Source organism: Aeromonas sp. FDAARGOS 1415 (assembly GCF_019048365.1).
In the GTDB taxonomy this organism is placed as follows: Bacteria; Pseudomonadota; Gammaproteobacteria; order Enterobacterales; family Aeromonadaceae; genus Aeromonas; species Aeromonas taiwanensis.
In genome coordinates this window covers 2,860,347-2,877,873 of record NZ_CP077363.1, presented here as the reverse complement: position 1 = coordinate 2,877,873, position 17,527 = coordinate 2,860,347, and the positions used below count along the sequence as shown (strand labels likewise).

Genomic DNA, 17,527 nt, shown 5'->3' with positions numbered 1-17,527 from the left:
CAGTGACAATAAAAAATCGTGTTAAAAAACGGGTTTTCGTCGGGGGGGCAGATCTCGCTGCCAGCGAGGCGGGCTCTGGGATGGCGGGGTATGAGTCCGGTCTGGATAAGCCCTGAAAATAACGGGTGATCCGCCCTTTTTCCCCTACCCCTCGCCAATGCTGGGCCAGGGGCAAATTCAGGGCTTTCGCATATGCTTAACCAGTTTTTATTTTGGAATTTTTATTCATCCAGATACCCAAAAGCCCTCGCCGGTTCCGCCCTCCCCCCTCTCCTGCTTCCGATAAAGTCATCAAAAGCTGCGCTGACGCAATAAGCGTCGTGAGCATCTTGGCCACAATGGCTCCTCTTCCGTGACCCGAGGCCTGCCCATGACCACCCTGCTTGAGCGTTTTCTCCATTACCTGACCTTCCACACCCGCTCCGACGCTACCAACCCCGCCTGCCCCAGCAGCGAGGGGCAGCTCGTCTTCGCCCGCGCCCTCTTCGACGAGATGACCGCCATGGGGCTGGCCCAGGTCACCCTGGACGAGCACGGCTACCTCACCGCCTGCCTGCCGGGCAACCAGCCGGATGCACCGGCCATCGGGCTCATCGCCCACATGGATACCGCCGACTACGAGGCCCGGCAGGTGGTGCCCCAGATTGTCGAGAACTACCAGGGGGGTGACATCTGCCTCGGCAAGGGGGACGAGGTGCTGGCCATCCGCCAGTACCGTTTCCTGAAAAACTACCTGGGGCAGGATCTCATCACCACGGACGGCACCACCCTGCTGGGCGCCGACGACAAGGCGGGGATCGCCGAGATCCTCACCGCCGTCCAGCACCTCCAGGCCCACCCCGAGATCCCCCGCGGCGATCTCTGGATTGGCTTCACCCCGGACGAGGAAATAGGCCGCGGCGCCGACCGCTTCCCCCTGGAGCGCTTCCCGGCCAAGTGGGCCTACACGGTGGACGGCGGCGAGCTCGGGGAGCTCGAATACGAGAACTTCAACGCCGCCAGCGCCACCGTGCGCATCGTCGGCAACAACGTCCACCCCGGCACCGCCAAGGGCAGCATGATCAACAGCCAGACCCTGGCCGCCCGCTTCCACGCTGCCATGCCGCCCCAGCAGACCCCGGAGTGTACCGAGGGCTACGAGGGCTTCTTCCACCTGGCCCGGATGGAGGGCACCGTGGAGGAGAGCACCCTGCACTACCTCATCCGCGACTTCGACGACGAGGGCTTCGCCGCCCGCCAGGCCCAGCTCAAGGAGCGGGTCGCCTCCCTGCAGCTCGACGCCCCCAAGGCGCGCATCACCCTGGAGATAGCGGAAAGCTACCGCAACATGGGCAGCCAGATAGCGCCCCATCCCCACATCGTCGAACTGGCGAGGGCCGCCATGGAGGCTGCCGACGTGACCCCGAAGATCAAGCCCATTCGCGGCGGCACCGACGGCGCCCGCCTCTCCTTTATGGGGCTGCCCTGCCCGAATATTTTCACGGGGGGCCATAACTTCCACGGCAAGCACGAGTTCATCCCCCTGCAATCCATGGAGAAGGCAGTCGCCACCCTGGTGGCGCTGGTGCGCCTCACCTCGGCCTGGCGGGCAGAGTAAGGGATTGAGGACGGGGTTCGCCCCGTCATCAAACCGTCACGGCGCTGCCACACGGCGGGAACGCAGGGAAGGGAAGCTTGAGCAAAGTTCAGCGGAGCCTTGCCCATGTTCGACGTCGATACCCTGCTGGGGCAACACCTGCCCCGGCTCGCCACCCAACCCCTCCTCCGTCCCCTGCTCCGGCAAGGGCTGCGCTGGCTGCTCCACGAGGAGGCCTTCGCCCGCTTTGCCCAGCGCCATCCCCACCTTCGCGGCCTCGACTTCGTCGAGCAGGCGCTCACCGAGCTCGACTTCGATTATCGGGTGAGCGAGGCGCAGCTCGAGAACGTCCCCGCCAGCGGCAGGGTCATCCTGGTCGCGAACCACCCCATCGGCTCCCTGGACGGCCTCGCCCTGCTGCGCCTGCTCGGGCGCATTCGCCCGGACGTCAAGATAGTGGCCAACCGGCTGCTGGCAGAGCTCGCCCCCCTGCGCCCCCTGCTATTGCCGGTGGACAACCTGGGGGGCAAGACGGACAGGCGCGCCATCCTGGCCATGGGGGAGCACCTGGCCCGGGAGGGGGCCCTCATCATCTTCCCCGCCGGCGAGGTGTCACGGCTCGGCCCCAAGGGGGTGAAGGACGGCCCCTGGCAGGGAGGTTTCATCAAGCTGGCCAGGCGCACCCGCACCCCCCTGGTGCCGGTGCACCTGGACGGGCGCAACGGCCTCTCCTTCTATCTCGCCGCCTGGCTCAACAACGACTGGGCCGGCCTGCTGCTGGTCAAGCAGCTGTTTCGCCAGCAGGGGCGGCGCCTCTCCCTCACCCTGGGGGAGCGCATTCCGCCCCAGAGCCTCGGGGATCTCGCCCCCAAGAGCGCCGCCGCCCTGGTGCGCAGCCACCTCTATCGCCTCGGGAAGGGGAAGAAGGGGCGACTGCAGACCGAAGCCCCCATCGCCCTGCCGGAGGATCGCCGCCAGCTGAAGCAGGCCATCGACGGGTGCGAGCTGCTCGGACAGACCCCGGACGGCCAGCGCATCCTGCTCTATCGCCGCCACGAGCAGAGCCACTCGACCATATTGCGCGAGCTCGGCCGGCTGCGGGAGATCGCCTTTCGCGCCGTGGGGGAAGGCTCGGGGCGGCGGCGGGATCTCGACGCCTTCGACGATGACTACCACCACCTCCTTCTCTGGGATCCGGCCCGGCTCGACATCGTGGGAGCCTATCGCTTCGCCCCGGTGGCCGAGCGGCTCGCGAGCAAGGGGCTGGACGGCCTCTACAGCCACACCCTGTTCGGTTTCGAGGAGAAGCTGCTGCCCCGCCTGGAGCAGGCCATCGAGCTCGGCCGCAGCTTCATCCAGCCCGCCTACTGGGGCAAGCGGGGGCTCGATTATCTCTGGTTCGGCATCGGTGCCTATCTGGCCCGTTATCCCCAGTACCGCTACCTGTTCGGGCCCGTGACCCTCTCCGGCAGCCTGCCCCCGGCGGCCAAGGATCTGCTGGTGGGCTTTTACCGCCAGCACTTCGCCCCCGAGCTGGCGCTCGCCCCCTCCCGCCGCCCCTACCCCCAGACCCCGCCCCTGTTCGAGGGGCGCGACTACGGGGACGACCTCAAGGTGCTCAAGGCGGGGCTCGACAACCTGGGCTGCGCCATTCCCACCCTCTACAAGCAGTACGCCGAGCTGTGCGAGCCGGGGGGCGTGCAGTTCATGGACTTTGGCATCGACCCCGACTTCAACCACTGCATCGACGGCCTGGTCTGGGTGGACGTGCACTGCATCAAGCCCCACAAGCGGGCGCGCTATATCGGCGCCCCCGTCCAGGCTGACGTCGCCAGCCAGCCGTCACGGCAACAAAAAGAAGAGGGAGGCTGATGCCTCCCTCTTCTTTTTCATCTTCACGCCTCATTCGGTTGCGGGCTTGCGATCCGCGTGGCCGAGGTCGCGCTCGGGGGCGATGACATCGCGCACCCGCTGCTTGATCTCCTTGGCCTCCGGGAAGCCCTCGTCCGCCACCCGATCCCACACCAGCACCCCGTCCACCAGGATGCGGAACTCCCCCTTGCTGGCGGGCACCAGCGCCACCTCGCCGAGTTCGCTGTCGAAGGTGGAGAGCAGCTCCTGGGCCAGCCAGGCCGCCCGCAGCATCCAGCGGCAGAGGGTGCAGTAACGGATTTCAATGCGCGGTTTGTTCATCGGAATTTGTGTCTCTGTCATGGGGTGACTCCGTGAAAATCGGTTAACCAGTGGCGGGCGATGCGCTGCATGGTGGCTTCGGGCAGTTCGTGCAGGCCTGCGTCAGATGCCTGCCGGGCCAGCAGGTGCACCCCTTCGATGATCTCCGCCAGCACCAGATAGACATATTCGCCGATGACGGCGCCGTGCACGAAGTTGACCGCCTCACCCCGGTTGAGCAGGAAGATGGTGCTGCCGTCCGGGCGGCTCAGCGCCAGCACGTGGGGGCACACCTCCTCGCTCGGCCAGGGCAGCTGGGAGAGGCAGAACGCGAACTCGTCGTCGGCGGAGGTGACGGACGCCAGCATGGCGCCGGGGCGCAGGGCCTGCAGATCCGCCAGGTCCAGGGAGCCGTTGCCGGTGGAGCAGATCACCAGCTCGGCCCGCGCCAGGGCCTCGGCCTTGTTCACCAGCTTGAAGCCGTGGGAGAGCGCCTCCACCTGGCGCAGGGCATCCGTCTCCACCAGCTCCAGGTGCAGGTTGCGGCAGCGCAGCTCGCGGGCGATGCTGCGCCCCACCTTGCCATAGCCAAACAGGGCGGCCTGACAGACGTTGAAGGTGCGTCGCAGTGTGCGCGCCAGGGACTCGGCGGAGTAGACCACGCTCAGGCCGATCTGGATATCTTCCGCCTGCTTGAGAGGGCTGCGGGCCACCGAGATGACGGGGGCCGCCAGGTGCTCCTGCTCGTAACGCTGATGGCCGTTCTCGGTCATCTCCACCACCCCGATGAAGCGTTCGCCAAAGTGCTCGGCCAGCACCGCCTGGCTCTTGGCAAAGTAGCCACCGATGTCGAGGATGATGAGCCGCTCATGCTCCCGCACCAGGGGGGCAATCTGGTCGATGACCCCCTCGGGATCCGAGGTCCAGTGACGATTGAGGGGCAATACGGGGTAGTGCTGCTGTGCCCAGGCCAGGGTGGGTCCGTGCACGGACTTGGGTTTGGGCAGGATGGCGCCGACCCGCCCCACCTGGTCGAGCACCTGGATGAAGTGGGGTCTGTCGGGCAGCAAATGGGTCACCAGCAGGATGCAGAGATCCCCGAGGCGTCCCTGTTCGGTGAAATGGCTAAAAAACAGATGCTCAGATCCCTGACTGTGCAACTGTGGCCTCCTTAGCGTGCCGCGGGAAAGCAGGCAAACAGAACCCGGCAAAGCCGGGTTCTGTGTGTGTCCAGATAATGAAAATCCTTTTTATCTGAAAGCACCATGGGTCTCAATCTTTATCTACACAGACTATGACAAGCCCGTCAATTTATACGGTAATAGCCTGTTTTTTATACTTAAATCAATAAAGAGAGGCCTCTGGCCACACCCACCACAGGCTCACGCCTGCCCCTATCCCCGCCACCAGGATGAGAAGGCCCCAACGGGTCAGTCCCGGGCGACTGTGCAGCGCCCGCTCAAGCAGGGGCAGCAACCAGACAGGCAGCAGCACCAAGAGCGGCACTTCCACGTATTGCCAGGCGAGCATCTGCACGAAGGCGAGCGCCAGTCCCAGGCTACTTGGCGACACCTTGACGCCGGCAAAGGCGCCGAGCAGGGCGCGGAACCCGGCGAAGGCGGCCAGGGCCCCCGCGAGCTGGGCGATGAGCAGGCTGCCGTCGATACCGATGACCAGCGCCAGCCAGATGAAGCCGAGAGCGAAACCGAGCCCCTCCTCGCTGTCAGCGTACCTGCACGTCCAGCCAGACCAGGCGATGGCGGGCAGCAGGGCCAGCCAGATCCCGGGTTCGCTGCCGAGCACGGAGGAGAGTCCCAGCCACCACACCAGGGCGCCCAGCAGGGCGAAGATCGCGAGGGCAACGCGCTTGTCGGCCTGCTGCGCCAGGGCGGGCACCAGCAGGGTGAGCGGCAGCCACTGCCATGCCTTGGCCGGCACACCATAGGCGCCCCCCAGCAGGCAGCCCAGCAGCCAGAGGGCCAGCGCCCCCCACAGATACCCCAGCCGCGGCCAGCGCCATGACAGCAAAGCGGCCCCCAAAGGGGCCGCCAGGGTTTGAAGCAGAAGTGCTGCGCCCATTACTTGCGCACGCCTTCGACAAACAGGTTGATGCTCATCTCGTCCGGGATGTTCGGCACCATGTAGTTCACGCCAAAGTCGCTGCGCTTGATGGTGGTGGTGGCGTTGAAGCCGCTGCGGTAGCCACCCCAGGGATCCTTGCCTTCACCGATGTGGACCATGTCGAAGGCCACTTCCTTGGAGACGCCGTGCAGGGTCAAAGTCCCCTTGAGCACGCCCTTCTCCTTGGTGCCTTCATAACCGGAGCTGACGAAGGTCATCTTGGGGAATTGCTTCACGTCCAGGAAATCCGGGCTGCGCAGGTGCTTGTCACGGGCTTCGTGGTTGGAGTCCACGCTGGCGGCATCGATCTCGAAGCTCGCCTTGGCCGCCGCCGGGTTGGCGTCGTCCATGCTGAAGGTACCGCTGAAGGTGTTGAACCGGCCGATGAGCTCGGAGAAGCCGAGGTGGCCCACCTTGAACTGGACAGTGGTGTGTGCCGCGTCGACGTCGTAATCGGCCGCCATCAGGGGAGCCGCCATAAACAGGCAGGAGGCCAGCAGGGCCTTGGTCATTTTCATTCCGATCGTTCCTTCATTAGGGGTTCACATCTGTGAACGAGATGCTAACCTCCAAGTAGTAATAGATAATCATCGATTTATTAAAATAATTATCAACCGAGAGTGGAATATGGATCAGATAGCCGCCATGCGTACCTTCATCAAGGTGGTGGAGTGCCAGAGCTTTACCCGGGCTGCCCACCAGCTTGGCATCTCGGTCGCCATGACCTCCAAGCTGATGCAGCAGCTGGAGGAGTCCCTGTCGACCCGGCTGCTGTCGCGCACCACCCGCCAAGTCAACCCCACCGAGGCGGGCCTCTTCTATTACCAGCGCTCCCAGGCCCTGCTGGCGGAGCTCGAGGAGACCCACAGCCAGCTCACCCGCAACAACCAGCAGCCCCAGGGCACCCTCAAGCTGTCGGTGCCCATGGACTTTGGCTACCTGCACCTCTCCCCCGCCCTGCCGCTGTTTCGCGAGCGCTTTCCCGAGCTCAAGCTGGAGATAGAGTACAGCGACCGGCGGGTCGCCCTGGTGGAGGAGGGCTTCGATCTGGCGCTGCGCATCGGCAACCTGCCGGACTCCTCCCTGGTGGCCAAGCCGCTCGCCATGATGAGGCTGGTGGTGTGTGCCAGCCCCGACTACCTCGCCCGCCGGGGCACCCCCAGGACCCCGGAGGATCTCAAGCAGCACGACTGCCTCATCTACACCCTGACCCAGCCGGACTGGGTCTTCAAGCGGGATGGGGAGCAGCTGAGCGTGCGCCCCCAGGGGCCCCTGCGAGCCAACAACGGCGTGGCCCTGACCCGGGCGGCCTGCGACCACCAGGGCATCATACTGCAGCCCACCTTCATCGTCGGCGATGCGCTGCGCTCGGGGGAGCTGGTGCCCTTGCTGCCGGAGTGGGAGAAGGGACAGGTGGGGCTCTATGCCCTCTACCCACATCGCCGCTTCATTTCCGCCAAGGTACGCTGCTTCATCGAGTTCGTGCAGGAGCGCTACCTCGCGCCCCACTACTGGGACAGGGAGACCTGAGGCGCCGGAGCGGGAGAGAAGATCAGGCCTTGGGAGGGAGCGGCAGATCGGCCAGCAGCAGGGTCTCCTGCTGCACTATCTGCCAGCGTGGCAGGCGCTGCTGCAAGGCGACGAGCTGCGCCTCGCCCAGGGTGTAAGGCAGGGTAATGCGCAGGCAGTGGCAGTCCAGCATGGCCGCGAGCTGCAGGATGAGGGCAAGGTTGGCCTCGTCACTCTTGTGCCTGTTGATGCGCTTGCCGAGCTCATGGCGAAAGTGGGTCTCGGGATCCTGGGTCATCGCCTGCCAGCCGTAGCCGAACAGCGGGATGAAGGCGCTGATGATGCCAAGGGCGGTCAGCGGCTGCTTGGGCGGGTGATAGAGGGCGTTGAGATCCAGCAGGATGGGGCTTTGATGGGGCTCACGACTGCCGGATAAAATAGCATTGCTCATTGGATAACCTTGTTGATTCCTCTAGACTTCGCCGCATATTTGACCCGACATGCCAACGAGGTGCTGATGCTAAGCGATATCGAGATCTCCCGCCAGTCCCCCCGTCTCCCCGTCCACGCGCTGGCCGAGCGCCTCGCCATCCCGCCGCACCTGCTCCACCCCCATGGCCACTACAAGGGCAAGCTGGACCTGGATCTGCTCAAGCAGGCCCCCCCACACGCCGGCAAGCTGGTGCTGGTGAGCGCCATCACCCCGACTCCCCTCGGCGAGGGCAAGACGGTCACCACGATCGGGCTCGCCATGGGGCTCAATCACATCGGCCACCCCAGCATCGCCACCATACGCCAGCCGAGTCTCGGCCCCGTGTTCGGGGTCAAGGGGGGCGCCGCCGGGGGCGGCATGGCCCAGGTGGTGCCGATGGAGGAGATGAATCTCCACCTCACCGGGGATTTTCACGCCCTCAGTGCCGCCCATAACCTGGCGGCCGCCGCCCTGGATGCCCGCCTGTTCCACGAACAGAAGCTGGGCGACCAGTTCACCACCAGAACCGGCCTGACCCGGCTCGATATCGACCCGGCCAACATCCTCTGGCCGCGCACCCTCGACATGAACGACCGCGCCCTGCGCCACCTCACCATAGGCCAGGGTGGCACCGCCGACGGTGTCGAGCGCCCCGATCGCTTCGTCATCACCGCCGCCTCCGAGCTGATGGCCATCCTGGCGCTGGCGAGCGACCTGAAAGACTTGCGCGCGCGCATCGGTCGCATCCAGCTGGCACTCGATCTGCACGGCAACCCCGTCACCGCCGAGCAGCTCGAGGTCGCGGGCGCCATGACGGTCCTGCTGAAGGATGCCCTGCAGCCCACCCTGATGCAAACCACGGAGCAGACCCCGGTGCTGGTGCACGCGGGCCCCTTTGCCAACATCGCCCACGGTAATTCCTCGGTCATCGCGGATCGCATGGCCCTGGGCCTCGCCGACTATGTGGTGACCGAAGCGGGCTTCGGCTCCGACATGGGGCTGGAGAAGTTCTTCAACATCAAGGGCCGCCAGTCCGGTCTCACCCCTGCCTGCGTGGTGCTGGTGGCCACAGTGCGTGGCCTCAAGGCCAACAGCGGCCTGCTCGACATCCGCCCGGGCCAGCCCCTGCCCGAGAGCCTGTTGGGAGAAGATCTCGCCACCCTGCGCCAGGGCTGCGCCAATCTCGCCTGGCACATCGCCAACGCCCGCCGCTACGGGGTGCCCGTGGTGGTCGCCATCAACCGCTTCCCCACCGACAGCGAGGCCGAGCTGGCCCTGCTGGAGCAGGAGGCGCGCCAGGCGGGGGCCCAGGGAGTCGCCCTCTCCCAGGCCTTCACCCAGGGGGGGGCCGGCGCCGCCGAGCTCGCCCGGGCCGTAGTCAGCGCCTGCGCACAGCCGAGCGAGCCCCGCCTGCTCTACCCCGACGAAATGAGCCTGGCGGCCAAGCTCGCCACCCTGGTGGAGTGCGGCTATGGCGGCCGTGGCGTCACCCTCTCGGACAAGGCCCGCCAGCAGCTTGCCCGACTCTCGGCGGCGGGCTGGGATCACCTGCCCATCTGCATGGCCAAGACGCCCCTCTCCATCAGCCATGACCCCGCCAGGAAGGGGGTGCCGACGGACTTCGAGGTGCCCGTCGAGGAGGTGAGGCTCTGCGCCGGTGCCGGCTTCGTCTACGCCCTGGCGGGCCCCATCATGACCATGCCGGGCCTTGGCAGCCTGCCGGCCTATCGTCATATCGATATCGATGATAACGGAGAGATCATTGGGTTGAGCTAAATGGCCGGGTAAGGGGTCTGGCGTCGGCCGATTACGCTTCGCTAATCGACCCTACGGTCAAAAAAACTGCCAGAAACGACAAGGCCCCGCCAATTGGCGGGGCCTTTCGTTATCACGCCAGCAAGGCTTTAGAGGGTGAAGCGCTGGGTCATATGGTGCAGGGTATTAGCCAGCTTGCTCAGCTCGACACAGGCCTGGGCCGTCTGCTGCGCCCCCAGGGCATTCTCGTCGGCGGCGGCGTGGATGTTGACGATGCTGCGGTTGAGCTCCTCGGTCACCGCATTCTGTTGCTCGGTGGCGGTGGCGATCAGGGTGTTCATGTCGGTGATCTGGGTGACGGCACCGTTGATGCTGTCGATGCTGCCCCCCGCCTCCCGCGCCAGCTCGACGCTGCTCTGCATCTGCTGACGGCTCAGCTGCATGGCGTTGCCCGCCTCGGCGGTGCGCTCCTGCAGCACCTCGATCATCTTGCTGATCTCGGCGGTGGAGGCCTGGGTGCGCTGGGCCAGGGAGCGGACTTCGTCCGCGACGACCGCAAAGCCACGGCCCTGCTCGCCGGCCCGGGCCGCCTCGATGGCCGCATTCAGCGCCAGCAGGTTGGTCTGCTCCGCGATGCCGCGAATGACGTCCAGCACCATGCTGATGCTGGCGCTGTCGGTCTCCAGCTGCTGCACCACGGCGCCCGCCTGCTCTATCTGCTGGGATACCTGTTCGATGCTGCCGATGGCGCTGCGCACCACCTCATTGCCCATGGTCGAGGTGCGGGAGGCCTGCTTGGCCGCACTCATGGCGTCCGTGGTGTTGCGGGCGACCTCGTTGACGGTGGACTGCATCTCGTTCATGGCGGTAGCCACCTGGGAGACCTCGCTCTGCTGGCTGGCCATGCCCTTGGCGGACTGCTCGGAGATGGCGCTCACCTCCTCCACCGCGCTGCTGAGCTGGCTCACCGAGCCGGCGATCTCGCTCACGAGATCCGCCAGCGCCCCCTGCATCCGGTCGATGGCCGAGCCCAGCTGACCCAGCTCGTCACGGTTGAAGCGGTTGCCGCGGATCCACTCCTGCAGCTCCCCCTTGCCGAGATCGCCGCTCGCGATGCGCTGGGCCTGGCGCGCCAGCATGATGAGCGGGTCGCGGATCTGGCGGGTCAGCACCACGGAGAGCACGGTGACCAACCCCAGCCCCAGTACCAAGGCGATGATGATGCTCAGCTTGGCGCTGTCGAAGGCGCCGACGACCTCGGCACGGGAGCCCACGGAGTAGCCGTGGTTGATGCGGATGAGATCACCCACCGACTTGGTCAGGTTGGTGTAGAGGGTGATCCCCTCCCCCATGAAGAGGTGCTGGGCCTCAATCAGCTGGCCTGCGTCCTGCATTTGCCGGATGCGCTGGTGCAGGGCGATGTACCTCTCCCAGTCCGCCTTGACGGTGTCGAAGGTGCGACGCTCCTCCAGATCCTCTGCCCAGATGGTGGCATCGTGGGCCACTATCTGGCGTGCGACCTCCTGCAGGCTCTTCTCGCTCTCGTTGCGATAATGGGCTCTTTGCTGGGGATCGTCCGCCACCAGGAAGACATCCAGCTCATAGCGGCGCAGGGCATTGATGGTCTCGCCCAGGGTGCTGGTGCGCACGACCGCGGGCAGGATGCTGTCGGTAAACCCGATGGCGGCCCGGTTCATCTTGCTGAATTCAAACAGTGAGAAGCCGCCGATAAAGGCCATCATCAGGCCGAGAACGGCAAAGCCGGCGGTAAGTTTCTTGCCTATCGTCATGGTGTTCATGGCATGTCCTGCATGGGGAAAACAAGTGGCATTGGTCGGCGCCGGGCCTGGGAGCTCGACCACCGTCACCGCCATCCATAGCAGTACATAAAGCCTCGCCCGCGTCGGTACCCGCGAAAGAGGCGCCGCGCCCTGGCGTCCCCCGGGGCGATATCACTCGCCGCAAGGGAGCCGGCTGACCAGTGGTCAGCCGACGGCACGAAGAGCCATATCGGCCGACGCGGACATGGCTTTAGGGATTTTCAGAAAATAATGGGATCAGGGGGCAAGCCCCCTGCGACTTAGTCCTTCAGGCCACCGAGAAACTCGGCACGGGTGTCGGGCTGGGTCTTGAACACGCCACCCAGGGAGGTGGTGGTAGTGTAGGAGGTGGAGTCCATCACGCCGCGAGCCTTCACGCAGAAGTGGGTCGCCTTGATGCTGATGGCCACGTCCTGGGTGCCGAGCAGGGTCTGCAACGCCAGCAGGATCTGCTGGGTGAGCCGCTCCTGCACCTGGGGCCGGCGGGCGAAGAACTGCACGATGCGGTTGATCTTCGAGAGGCCAATCACCTTGCCGCGGGGAATGTAGGCCACGTGGGCAAAGCCGTCTATGGTGACGAAATGGTGTTCGCAGGTGCTGGTCAGGCTGATGTCCCGCACCATGATCATCTCGTCCACCTTCATCTTGTTCTCGATCACCGTCACCTTGGGGAAGGTGGCATAGTCGAGGCCGGAGAAGATCTCGTTCACGTACATCTTGGCGATGCGGTGCGGCGTCTCTGCCAGACTGTCGTCGGCCAGATCCAGCCCCAGCGTCTCCATGATGGCGCGCATATGGCCTTCGATTTTTTCCTTCTTCTGCTGGCCGTTCAGTGCATTGGCCACCAGAGGTGTCTCGAGGCCCTGGGCCTCCAGCGCTGCCCTGACCAACAGGGCTTCCTGGCTTAAGCTCGTCATCGTGTTTCTCTCCCACGCTCAGGGACTGTGTTGGCCTTCGGCATGGTGCCATGGCGCAATCTTACAGGGCGATTATTGTCATAATTCTGACTAACTCAAGCCCGTTCCCTGACTTTATGCCAAACCGTGCCCTTTTCCCTGCCCCGGCCTGCCCATCCGGGGGGCGCAGTGGTGACCCGGTCGGCACTGCCGTCGCGGCATGGAACGCCGCCCCAGCCTGCGATGCCCTCTCTCTATCGGGTGGCCATGCAAGGGGATAGTCGGACCACCCTTCCCCCGCCCGGGAGTGCCTTTCCCGCATTCCTTGGCGATCAGCCTGCCCATCCGGGCGGATTTTTGGGATAATCCGCCCCCTACACACCAGAGAGGTCATGATGATGGGATTCGATACCGGTGCACTCCTCCCCTTGGACAAGGCGCTGCAAGGGATGCTGGAACAACTCACCTGCTGCTGCGAGACGGAGCAACTGCCGCTGCCCCAGGCGCTGGATCGGATACTGGCCGAGGAGATCAGCTCCCCCCTCTCGGTCCCCCCCTTCGACAATGCCGCCATGGACGGCTATGCCGTGCGCCTGGCAGATCTCGCCGCCGGCACCCCGCTTCCCGTGGCGGGCAAGGCCTTCGCCGGCCAGCCCTATGACGGCGAATGGCCAGCCGGCCATTGCATCCGCATCATGACCGGGGCCCCCGTGCCCGCGGGCACTGAGGCGGTGGTGATGCAGGAAGAAACGCAGGCCGGCAACGACGGGATCACTTTTCTGACCAATCCCGCCCCCGGCCAGAATATCCGCCGCCGTGGCGAGGACATGGCACAAGGCTCCCGGGTGCTCGCGAGCGGTCTGCGCCTGAGCCCCCGGGAGCTGCCGCTGCTGGCCTCCCTTGGCATCGCCAGCGTCTCGGTGCGCCGGCCGCTGAAGGTGGCCATCTTCAGCACTGGCGATGAGCTCAAGCCCCTGGGCACCCCGCTCCGGCATGGGGACATCTACGATTCCAACCGCTACGGGGTCAAGGCGATGCTGACCCGCATGGGCATAGACTGCCTGGACCTTGGCATCATCCCCGACGATCCGGCCGCCCTGCGCGCCGCCTTCCTGCAGGCCGACCGCGAGGCCGATGCCCTGATCACCACCGGCGGCGTCTCGGTCGGCGAGGCGGACTTCACCAAGCAGCTGCTCGAAGAGCTCGGGGAGATCGGCTTCTGGAAGCTCGCCATCAAGCCGGGCAAGCCCTTTGCCTTCGGCCGGCTGCCTCACGCCTGGTTCTTCGGCCTGCCGGGCAACCCGGTCTCCGCCATGGTTACCTTCGATCAGCTGGTGCAGCCGGCGCTGGCCCGCCTCGCCGGCCAGCAGTTCGAGCGCCCCATCCTCCTCAAGGCGACAGTCACCGAGTCGCTTAAAAAGAGCCCGGGACGACTCGACTTCCAGCGCGGCATATTGAGCGCGGGCCCAGACGGCCTGGAGGTGCGCAGCACCGGCTCCCAGGATTCCGGGGTATTCAGCTCCCTGTCCCGGGCCAACTGCTACATCGTGCTCGAGCAGGAGCGCGGCAAGGTGGCCGCCGGCGAGACGGTGACCGTCGAGCCCTTCTCGGGGCTGCTGCTGTGAGCGAGATCCTGAGCGACGCGGAGCTCCTGCGCTACAACCGCCAGATAGTGCTCAAGTCCTTCGACTTCGAGGGGCAGGAGGCACTCAAACAGGCTAGCGTACTGGTGATCGGCGCCGGGGGCCTCGGCTGCGCCGCCAGCCAGTATCTGGCGGTGGCCGGGGTCGGCCGGCTGACCCTGGTGGATTTCGATCGGGTGGAACTCTCCAACCTGCAGCGCCAGGTGCTGCACACCGATGAGCGCATCGGCCAGTACAAGGTGGACTCCGCCGCCCTGGCGCTAAGGGCACTCAATCCCTGGCTCAGGGTCGAGACCCACGCGGTTATCGCCGACGAGGCCCTGCTCGATGCCCTGCTGCCGAGCCATCAGCTGGTGCTCGACTGCACCGACAACGTCGCCATCCGCAACCTGCTCAACCTATGCGCGCGCCGGCACAAGGTGCCCCTGGTCAGCGGCGCCGCCATCCGGCTCGAAGGGCAGCTCTGCAGCTTCACCTGGCAGGAGGACGAGCCCTGCTACACCTGCCTCAGCGCCCTGTTTGGCGAGCAGTCCCTCAGCTGCGTCGAGGCCGGAGTGCTGGCCCCCGTGGTCGGCCTGGTGGGCAGCCTGCAGGCCCTCGAAGCCATCAAGCTACTGGCCGGCACGGGCAAGAGCTACAGCGGCCGCCTGCTGATGATTGACGGCCTCCAGGGCAGTTTTCGCGAGATGAAGCTGCCCAAACGGCCAGACTGTCCGGTCTGCTCCAAGCCCTGAGCGGCCCCCACAAAAAAGCCGAACCCCGGGGTTCGGCTTTTTGCATGGCGGTGTCGACAGGGCCCTAGAAGATCCCCTTCGCCTTGACCTTCTTCATGCTCGCCACCTGGTCCGAGAGATCCTCGATCAGCGGCTCCGCCGCCTGTGCGGCCCCTGGCCCGTGAACAGGTTGGCTGGCCAGGCGCTGGATCAGGCGGTGCTGCTCACGGATGAGGCTGGACTGCTCCTCCAGCTGGCGGGAGAGCAGCTCGATGCTGCTGGCCAGGGGGGACAGGTCCGGCTCCCCCACTGCCGCCGCAGGCAGCCTGCCCGCGATGGCCTCGGCGAGCTGATCATGATCGAGCGGGGCCGGCAGCCCCTGCTTCAGTTCGTCCCACAGCTCGACGGGTTGCTGCTCGCCGATGCGGCTTACTATCTCGTCCACCAGACTGTCCGGAAGCGGCGCCGCGGCCTGCTGGCCCAGACGCTGAACTATCTCGTCCGCCAGCCCCCGGTTATCCCCCTGCCCCAGCCGGGGAGCCAGCCTGGCCACTATCTCGTCGATCAGGGTGTCGGGCAGCGCGGGCGCCCTGCCCTCCCCCAGATCGAACCCGCAGCTGGCGAAGACGTGGCGCAGGGTCGCGAGGTTCACCTGCTCGGGGCCGAAGGCATTGGCCACCGCCTTGCACAGGCTCGGGGCCAGCACGTACAGGAACATCCCGGAGAGGTAGATGTCCTTGTGAAAACGGCTCCTGGAGAAGTCGAACTCCTCCACATCGTCCTGGATCTTGCGCGCCCGCTGATACCAGCTTTGCAAGATCCCGGCCGCGTAGCGATCAGACTCCAGCGCACCCGGATCCATGAAGATGGAGAAGGTCATGCGCTTGAGTTGATTACTCATCGCCAACCTCGGCCATCACGGGCGATTCCCGGTACACCTCTTCCTCTTCCGTGGTGTAGAGGCAGATCTCCCGCGCCAGAGCGGACTGGGCGTCGTCCAGCAGCTCCACCCGCTCACCCAGGGTCGGGTAGGCGGCCTTGATGGCATCGAAGATAAGGGACGCCCCGCCACCGACCAGGTAGACCCGGTTCGGGTTCTTCGCGAACTTCTTCGCCTCGTGGGCCACCTGGGAACCGAGCTCGTCGATCTTGTTCTGCATCTTCTCGAGGATCTTCGGGATTTGGCTCTCGTCGTTGACCACGTCCCGCACAAAGCTCATGTCGTGGCGACGCTTGATGAACTCGTTGGCCACCAGATAGCTCGAATCGCTGTCTGCCGCCGCCAGCGCCTTGCGGGTCGCGTCGGTTACCATGGAGACGCCGATCTCGTTGTTGCCATACACATCGGAAACGTCGTCAAACTCGCCGACGATGATCCCCATGTCCAGGGTGGTGCCACCGCAGTCGATCACTAGCGTCTTGGTGAACTCGTTGCAGCCCGAGCCAATCAGGCGGGAGAGCGCCGCCGGCAGGCTTTCCGGCATCACCTCCACGCTGACGATGTTGAACAGCTCACCCTTGTTGAGGCTGATGGCCCGCATCAGGTTGCGGCGCTTCTTCTCGATCTTCTCCTCATTGCGCTGGCAGTCATCCGGGTTGTAGAACTCGGTGATGGGCAGGGTCACGGTGATGGCCACATCGCAGGGGGTCACGCCGGTCTGCAACAGGGCATGGTGCACGGAGAGCAGGTTGAGATCGTCGTACTGGTACTCCACGTGGGTGGTGGCCAGGGACTTGTCGGAGGTGGCGTCGTAGGTGTACTTGGTGTTGCCTATCTCGTAGTTGTAGATCTTCTTGTCCTTGCGCAAGGCGGCACTCTTCCAATCCTTGCGAAAGGAGTTGGGGGAGATGATGGTCTTGAGCACCTTGTTCTCAATCCAGCTCACCTTGACGTTGGTTGAACCATCGTCGATGGCCATTTTCATTACTTCAGACATGAGGAAATACCTGTTCAATAGGGCAAGATGGGTCCGATTGCCTTGCCATCTGCCACTGGCAAGGCGATCGGACCAATACATACACGGGGGATCAAGGTCAAAAGGCGACAAGTCTAATGGGTTTCTAAAATCCGGTGAAGCAAATGATTGAACCCGGCGGGATCTTCCGCCGGCCAGGCGTGGTGACCATCCGGGGTGTGGATGGTGGCATTGGGCAGGGAGGCGAACTGCTCCACCCGCCGCGCCAGGGGCAGATAGTCGTGACTGGTGGAGATGATGGCCACCGGCTGCCAGAGGGTGCCGAGACGAGCCCGCACCGACCAGCCGGGCAGCGCCTCCAGCAGCGCCTTGTAGGTCTTCTTTTTGTTGCGCACGAAGCGCCCCCGGAAGGTGTGGCGCACCTGGGCGAGATCGGGGCCGGGAAAGAGCTCGCGACCGAGCCACCACGCCAGCGGCCGCATGCCGAACCAGCGCAGCCACTTGAGACGCATGGCATAGCGCTCCTGCTCCTTTGGCGTCTCCAGCAGAAATTCGCTGAAGCCGTTGACCAGCACCAGCCCCTGCACCTTGTGGGGCAGTTGCAGCGCCAGCTCCAGCGCCACCATGGCACCGAGCGACAACCCCACTACCCAGGCAGGCTCGGGCTGCTCGTCGAGCCAGCGGGCCACGTCCGCCGCCAGGGTGGGCACGTCAAAGGGCCCCTCCTGCATGCTCTGGCCGTGGCCGCGCAAGTCGATGGCCACCACCCGGTAACGCTCGGAAAAACGCTCGATCTGCGCCTGCCAATCGAGGCTGGAAGAGCCCAGCCCGTGCAGCAAGAGCAGCAAGGGCCCCTCCCCCGCACTGCGCAGGGCCAAGCCATGGGATTTCATTACCTGATTGCGACGCACCCGTCCCCCCTTTCTCGACGCCA

At 65.2% G+C, this 17,527-nt stretch carries 16 protein-coding genes; 6 read left to right on the top strand and 10 right to left on the bottom strand.

Annotation, left to right across the window (positions count from 1 at the left end; all coding sequences use genetic code 11):
* The first annotated feature begins 370 nt into the window (after positions 1-370).
* Together pepT and I6L45_RS13720 are read left to right on the top strand one after the other, a co-directional pair.
* Complete coding sequence (pepT, locus tag I6L45_RS13725; protein ID WP_216982335.1) at positions 371-1,597, top strand: peptidase T; 1,227 nt, start codon at positions 371-373, stop codon at positions 1,595-1,597.
* 105 nt (positions 1,598-1,702) lie between these two features.
* On the top strand, positions 1,703-3,448 hold the full coding sequence (locus I6L45_RS13720; RefSeq protein ID WP_216982334.1) for a GNAT family N-acyltransferase: 1,746 nt from the start codon (positions 1,703-1,705) through the stop codon (positions 3,446-3,448).
* Between the two features lie 30 nt (positions 3,449-3,478).
* On the opposite strand, the gene I6L45_RS13715 is transcribed toward I6L45_RS13720, so the two are convergent.
* The 4 genes from I6L45_RS13715 to I6L45_RS13700 form a co-directional block, all read right to left on the bottom strand.
* Positions 3,479-3,790 (bottom strand): SelT/SelW/SelH family protein, encoded by a 312-nt coding sequence (locus tag I6L45_RS13715; RefSeq protein WP_043761744.1) that lies wholly within the window; start codon positions 3,788-3,790, stop codon positions 3,479-3,481.
* A complete protein-coding gene (locus I6L45_RS13710) occupies positions 3,787-4,908 on the bottom strand; it encodes an adenosylhomocysteinase (RefSeq protein WP_210548292.1) in 1,122 nt (373 codons plus the stop codon). Before I6L45_RS13710 ends, I6L45_RS13715 begins: the two co-directional genes overlap by 4 nt.
* Positions 4,909-5,092: 184 nt before the next feature.
* Positions 5,093-5,827 (bottom strand): hypothetical protein, encoded by a 735-nt coding sequence (locus I6L45_RS13705; protein WP_216982333.1) that lies wholly within the window; start codon positions 5,825-5,827, stop codon positions 5,093-5,095.
* Positions 5,827-6,387: a YceI family protein gene (locus tag I6L45_RS13700; RefSeq protein ID WP_043761750.1), complete on the bottom strand. Its 561-nt coding sequence runs from the start codon at positions 6,385-6,387 to the stop codon at positions 5,827-5,829. Before I6L45_RS13700 ends, I6L45_RS13705 begins: the two co-directional genes overlap by 1 nt.
* Positions 6,388-6,496: 109 nt before the next feature.
* Here I6L45_RS13700 and I6L45_RS13695 point away from each other — a divergent pair, with 109 nt between their 5' ends.
* Entirely contained in the window at positions 6,497-7,399 is a 903-nt protein-coding gene (locus I6L45_RS13695) for a LysR family transcriptional regulator (protein WP_043761752.1), read from the top strand.
* 22 nt (positions 7,400-7,421) lie between these two features.
* On the opposite strand, the gene I6L45_RS13690 is transcribed toward I6L45_RS13695, so the two are convergent.
* On the bottom strand, positions 7,422-7,829 hold the full coding sequence (locus I6L45_RS13690; protein WP_216982332.1) for a hypothetical protein: 408 nt from the start codon (positions 7,827-7,829) through the stop codon (positions 7,422-7,424).
* A gap of 66 nt (positions 7,830-7,895) precedes the next feature.
* On the opposite strand from I6L45_RS13690, the gene I6L45_RS13685 reads away from it, so the two are divergent.
* Positions 7,896-9,626, top strand: coding sequence for a formate--tetrahydrofolate ligase (locus I6L45_RS13685; protein ID WP_216982331.1), 1,731 nt, complete (start codon positions 7,896-7,898; stop codon positions 9,624-9,626).
* A gap of 128 nt (positions 9,627-9,754) precedes the next feature.
* Here the strand turns inward: I6L45_RS13685 and I6L45_RS13680 are convergent, their stop codons facing one another.
* Complete coding sequence (locus tag I6L45_RS13680; protein WP_043761756.1) at positions 9,755-11,404, bottom strand: methyl-accepting chemotaxis protein; 1,650 nt, start codon at positions 11,402-11,404, stop codon at positions 9,755-9,757.
* A 281-nt stretch (positions 11,405-11,685) separates the two neighbouring features.
* Positions 11,686-12,342 carry a GTP cyclohydrolase I FolE gene (folE, locus tag I6L45_RS13675; RefSeq protein WP_216982330.1) on the bottom strand — a complete coding sequence of 219 codons (657 nt, stop codon included), beginning with the start codon at positions 12,340-12,342 and terminating at the stop codon, positions 11,686-11,688.
* 377 nt (positions 12,343-12,719) lie between these two features.
* Between folE and moeA the strand changes: the two genes are divergently transcribed.
* Together moeA and moeB are read left to right on the top strand one after the other, a co-directional pair.
* On the top strand, positions 12,720-13,946 hold the full coding sequence (moeA, locus tag I6L45_RS13670; RefSeq protein ID WP_043761848.1) for a molybdopterin molybdotransferase MoeA: 1,227 nt from the start codon (positions 12,720-12,722) through the stop codon (positions 13,944-13,946).
* The gene (gene moeB / locus I6L45_RS13665; RefSeq protein ID WP_216982329.1) at positions 13,943-14,698 is read left to right on the top strand and encodes a molybdopterin-synthase adenylyltransferase MoeB; all 756 of its coding nucleotides are present in this window, start codon (positions 13,943-13,945) and stop codon (positions 14,696-14,698) included. The genes moeA and moeB overlap by 4 nt, the downstream gene beginning before the upstream one ends.
* Before the next feature lie 64 nt (positions 14,699-14,762).
* On the opposite strand, the gene I6L45_RS13660 is transcribed toward moeB, so the two are convergent.
* The 3 genes from I6L45_RS13660 to I6L45_RS13650 form a co-directional block, all read right to left on the bottom strand.
* Positions 14,763-15,578, bottom strand: coding sequence for a hypothetical protein (locus tag I6L45_RS13660; RefSeq protein WP_254204324.1), 816 nt, complete (start codon positions 15,576-15,578; stop codon positions 14,763-14,765).
* Positions 15,571-16,614 (bottom strand): plasmid segregation protein ParM domain-containing protein, encoded by a 1,044-nt coding sequence (gene parM, locus I6L45_RS13655; protein ID WP_254204323.1) that lies wholly within the window; start codon positions 16,612-16,614, stop codon positions 15,571-15,573. Before parM ends, I6L45_RS13660 begins: the two co-directional genes overlap by 8 nt.
* A 113-nt stretch (positions 16,615-16,727) precedes the next feature.
* Entirely contained in the window at positions 16,728-17,504 is a 777-nt protein-coding gene (locus tag I6L45_RS13650; RefSeq protein WP_042017457.1) for an alpha/beta fold hydrolase, read from the bottom strand.
* Positions 17,505-17,527: the final 23 nt, after the last annotated feature.

What these genes read in the sequence shown, in the direction of transcription:
- parM (WP_254204323.1), bottom strand. Translation starts at nt 16,614, where the DNA reads ATGTCTGAAGTAATGAAAATGGCCATCGACGATGGTTCAACCAACGTC.
- moeA (WP_043761848.1), top strand. Translation starts at nt 12,720, where the DNA reads ATGGGATTCGATACCGGTGCACTCCTCCCCTTGGACAAGGCGCTGCAA.
- I6L45_RS13700 (WP_043761750.1), bottom strand. Translation starts at nt 6,387, where the DNA reads ATGAAAATGACCAAGGCCCTGCTGGCCTCCTGCCTGTTTATGGCGGCT.
- I6L45_RS13705 (WP_216982333.1), bottom strand. Translation starts at nt 5,827, where the DNA reads ATGGGCGCAGCACTTCTGCTTCAAACCCTGGCGGCCCCTTTGGGGGCC.
- I6L45_RS13720 (WP_216982334.1), top strand. Translation starts at nt 1,703, where the DNA reads ATGTTCGACGTCGATACCCTGCTGGGGCAACACCTGCCCCGGCTCGCC.
- I6L45_RS13685 (WP_216982331.1), top strand. Translation starts at nt 7,896, where the DNA reads ATGCTAAGCGATATCGAGATCTCCCGCCAGTCCCCCCGTCTCCCCGTC.
- I6L45_RS13680 (WP_043761756.1), bottom strand. Translation starts at nt 11,404, where the DNA reads ATGAACACCATGACGATAGGCAAGAAACTTACCGCCGGCTTTGCCGTT.
- I6L45_RS13715 (WP_043761744.1), bottom strand. Translation starts at nt 3,790, where the DNA reads ATGACAGAGACACAAATTCCGATGAACAAACCGCGCATTGAAATCCGT.
- I6L45_RS13660 (WP_254204324.1), bottom strand. Translation starts at nt 15,578, where the DNA reads ATGAGTAATCAACTCAAGCGCATGACCTTCTCCATCTTCATGGATCCG.
- folE (WP_216982330.1), bottom strand. Translation starts at nt 12,342, where the DNA reads ATGACGAGCTTAAGCCAGGAAGCCCTGTTGGTCAGGGCAGCGCTGGAG.
- pepT (WP_216982335.1), top strand. Translation starts at nt 371, where the DNA reads ATGACCACCCTGCTTGAGCGTTTTCTCCATTACCTGACCTTCCACACC.
- I6L45_RS13695 (WP_043761752.1), top strand. Translation starts at nt 6,497, where the DNA reads ATGGATCAGATAGCCGCCATGCGTACCTTCATCAAGGTGGTGGAGTGC.
- I6L45_RS13690 (WP_216982332.1), bottom strand. Translation starts at nt 7,829, where the DNA reads ATGAGCAATGCTATTTTATCCGGCAGTCGTGAGCCCCATCAAAGCCCC.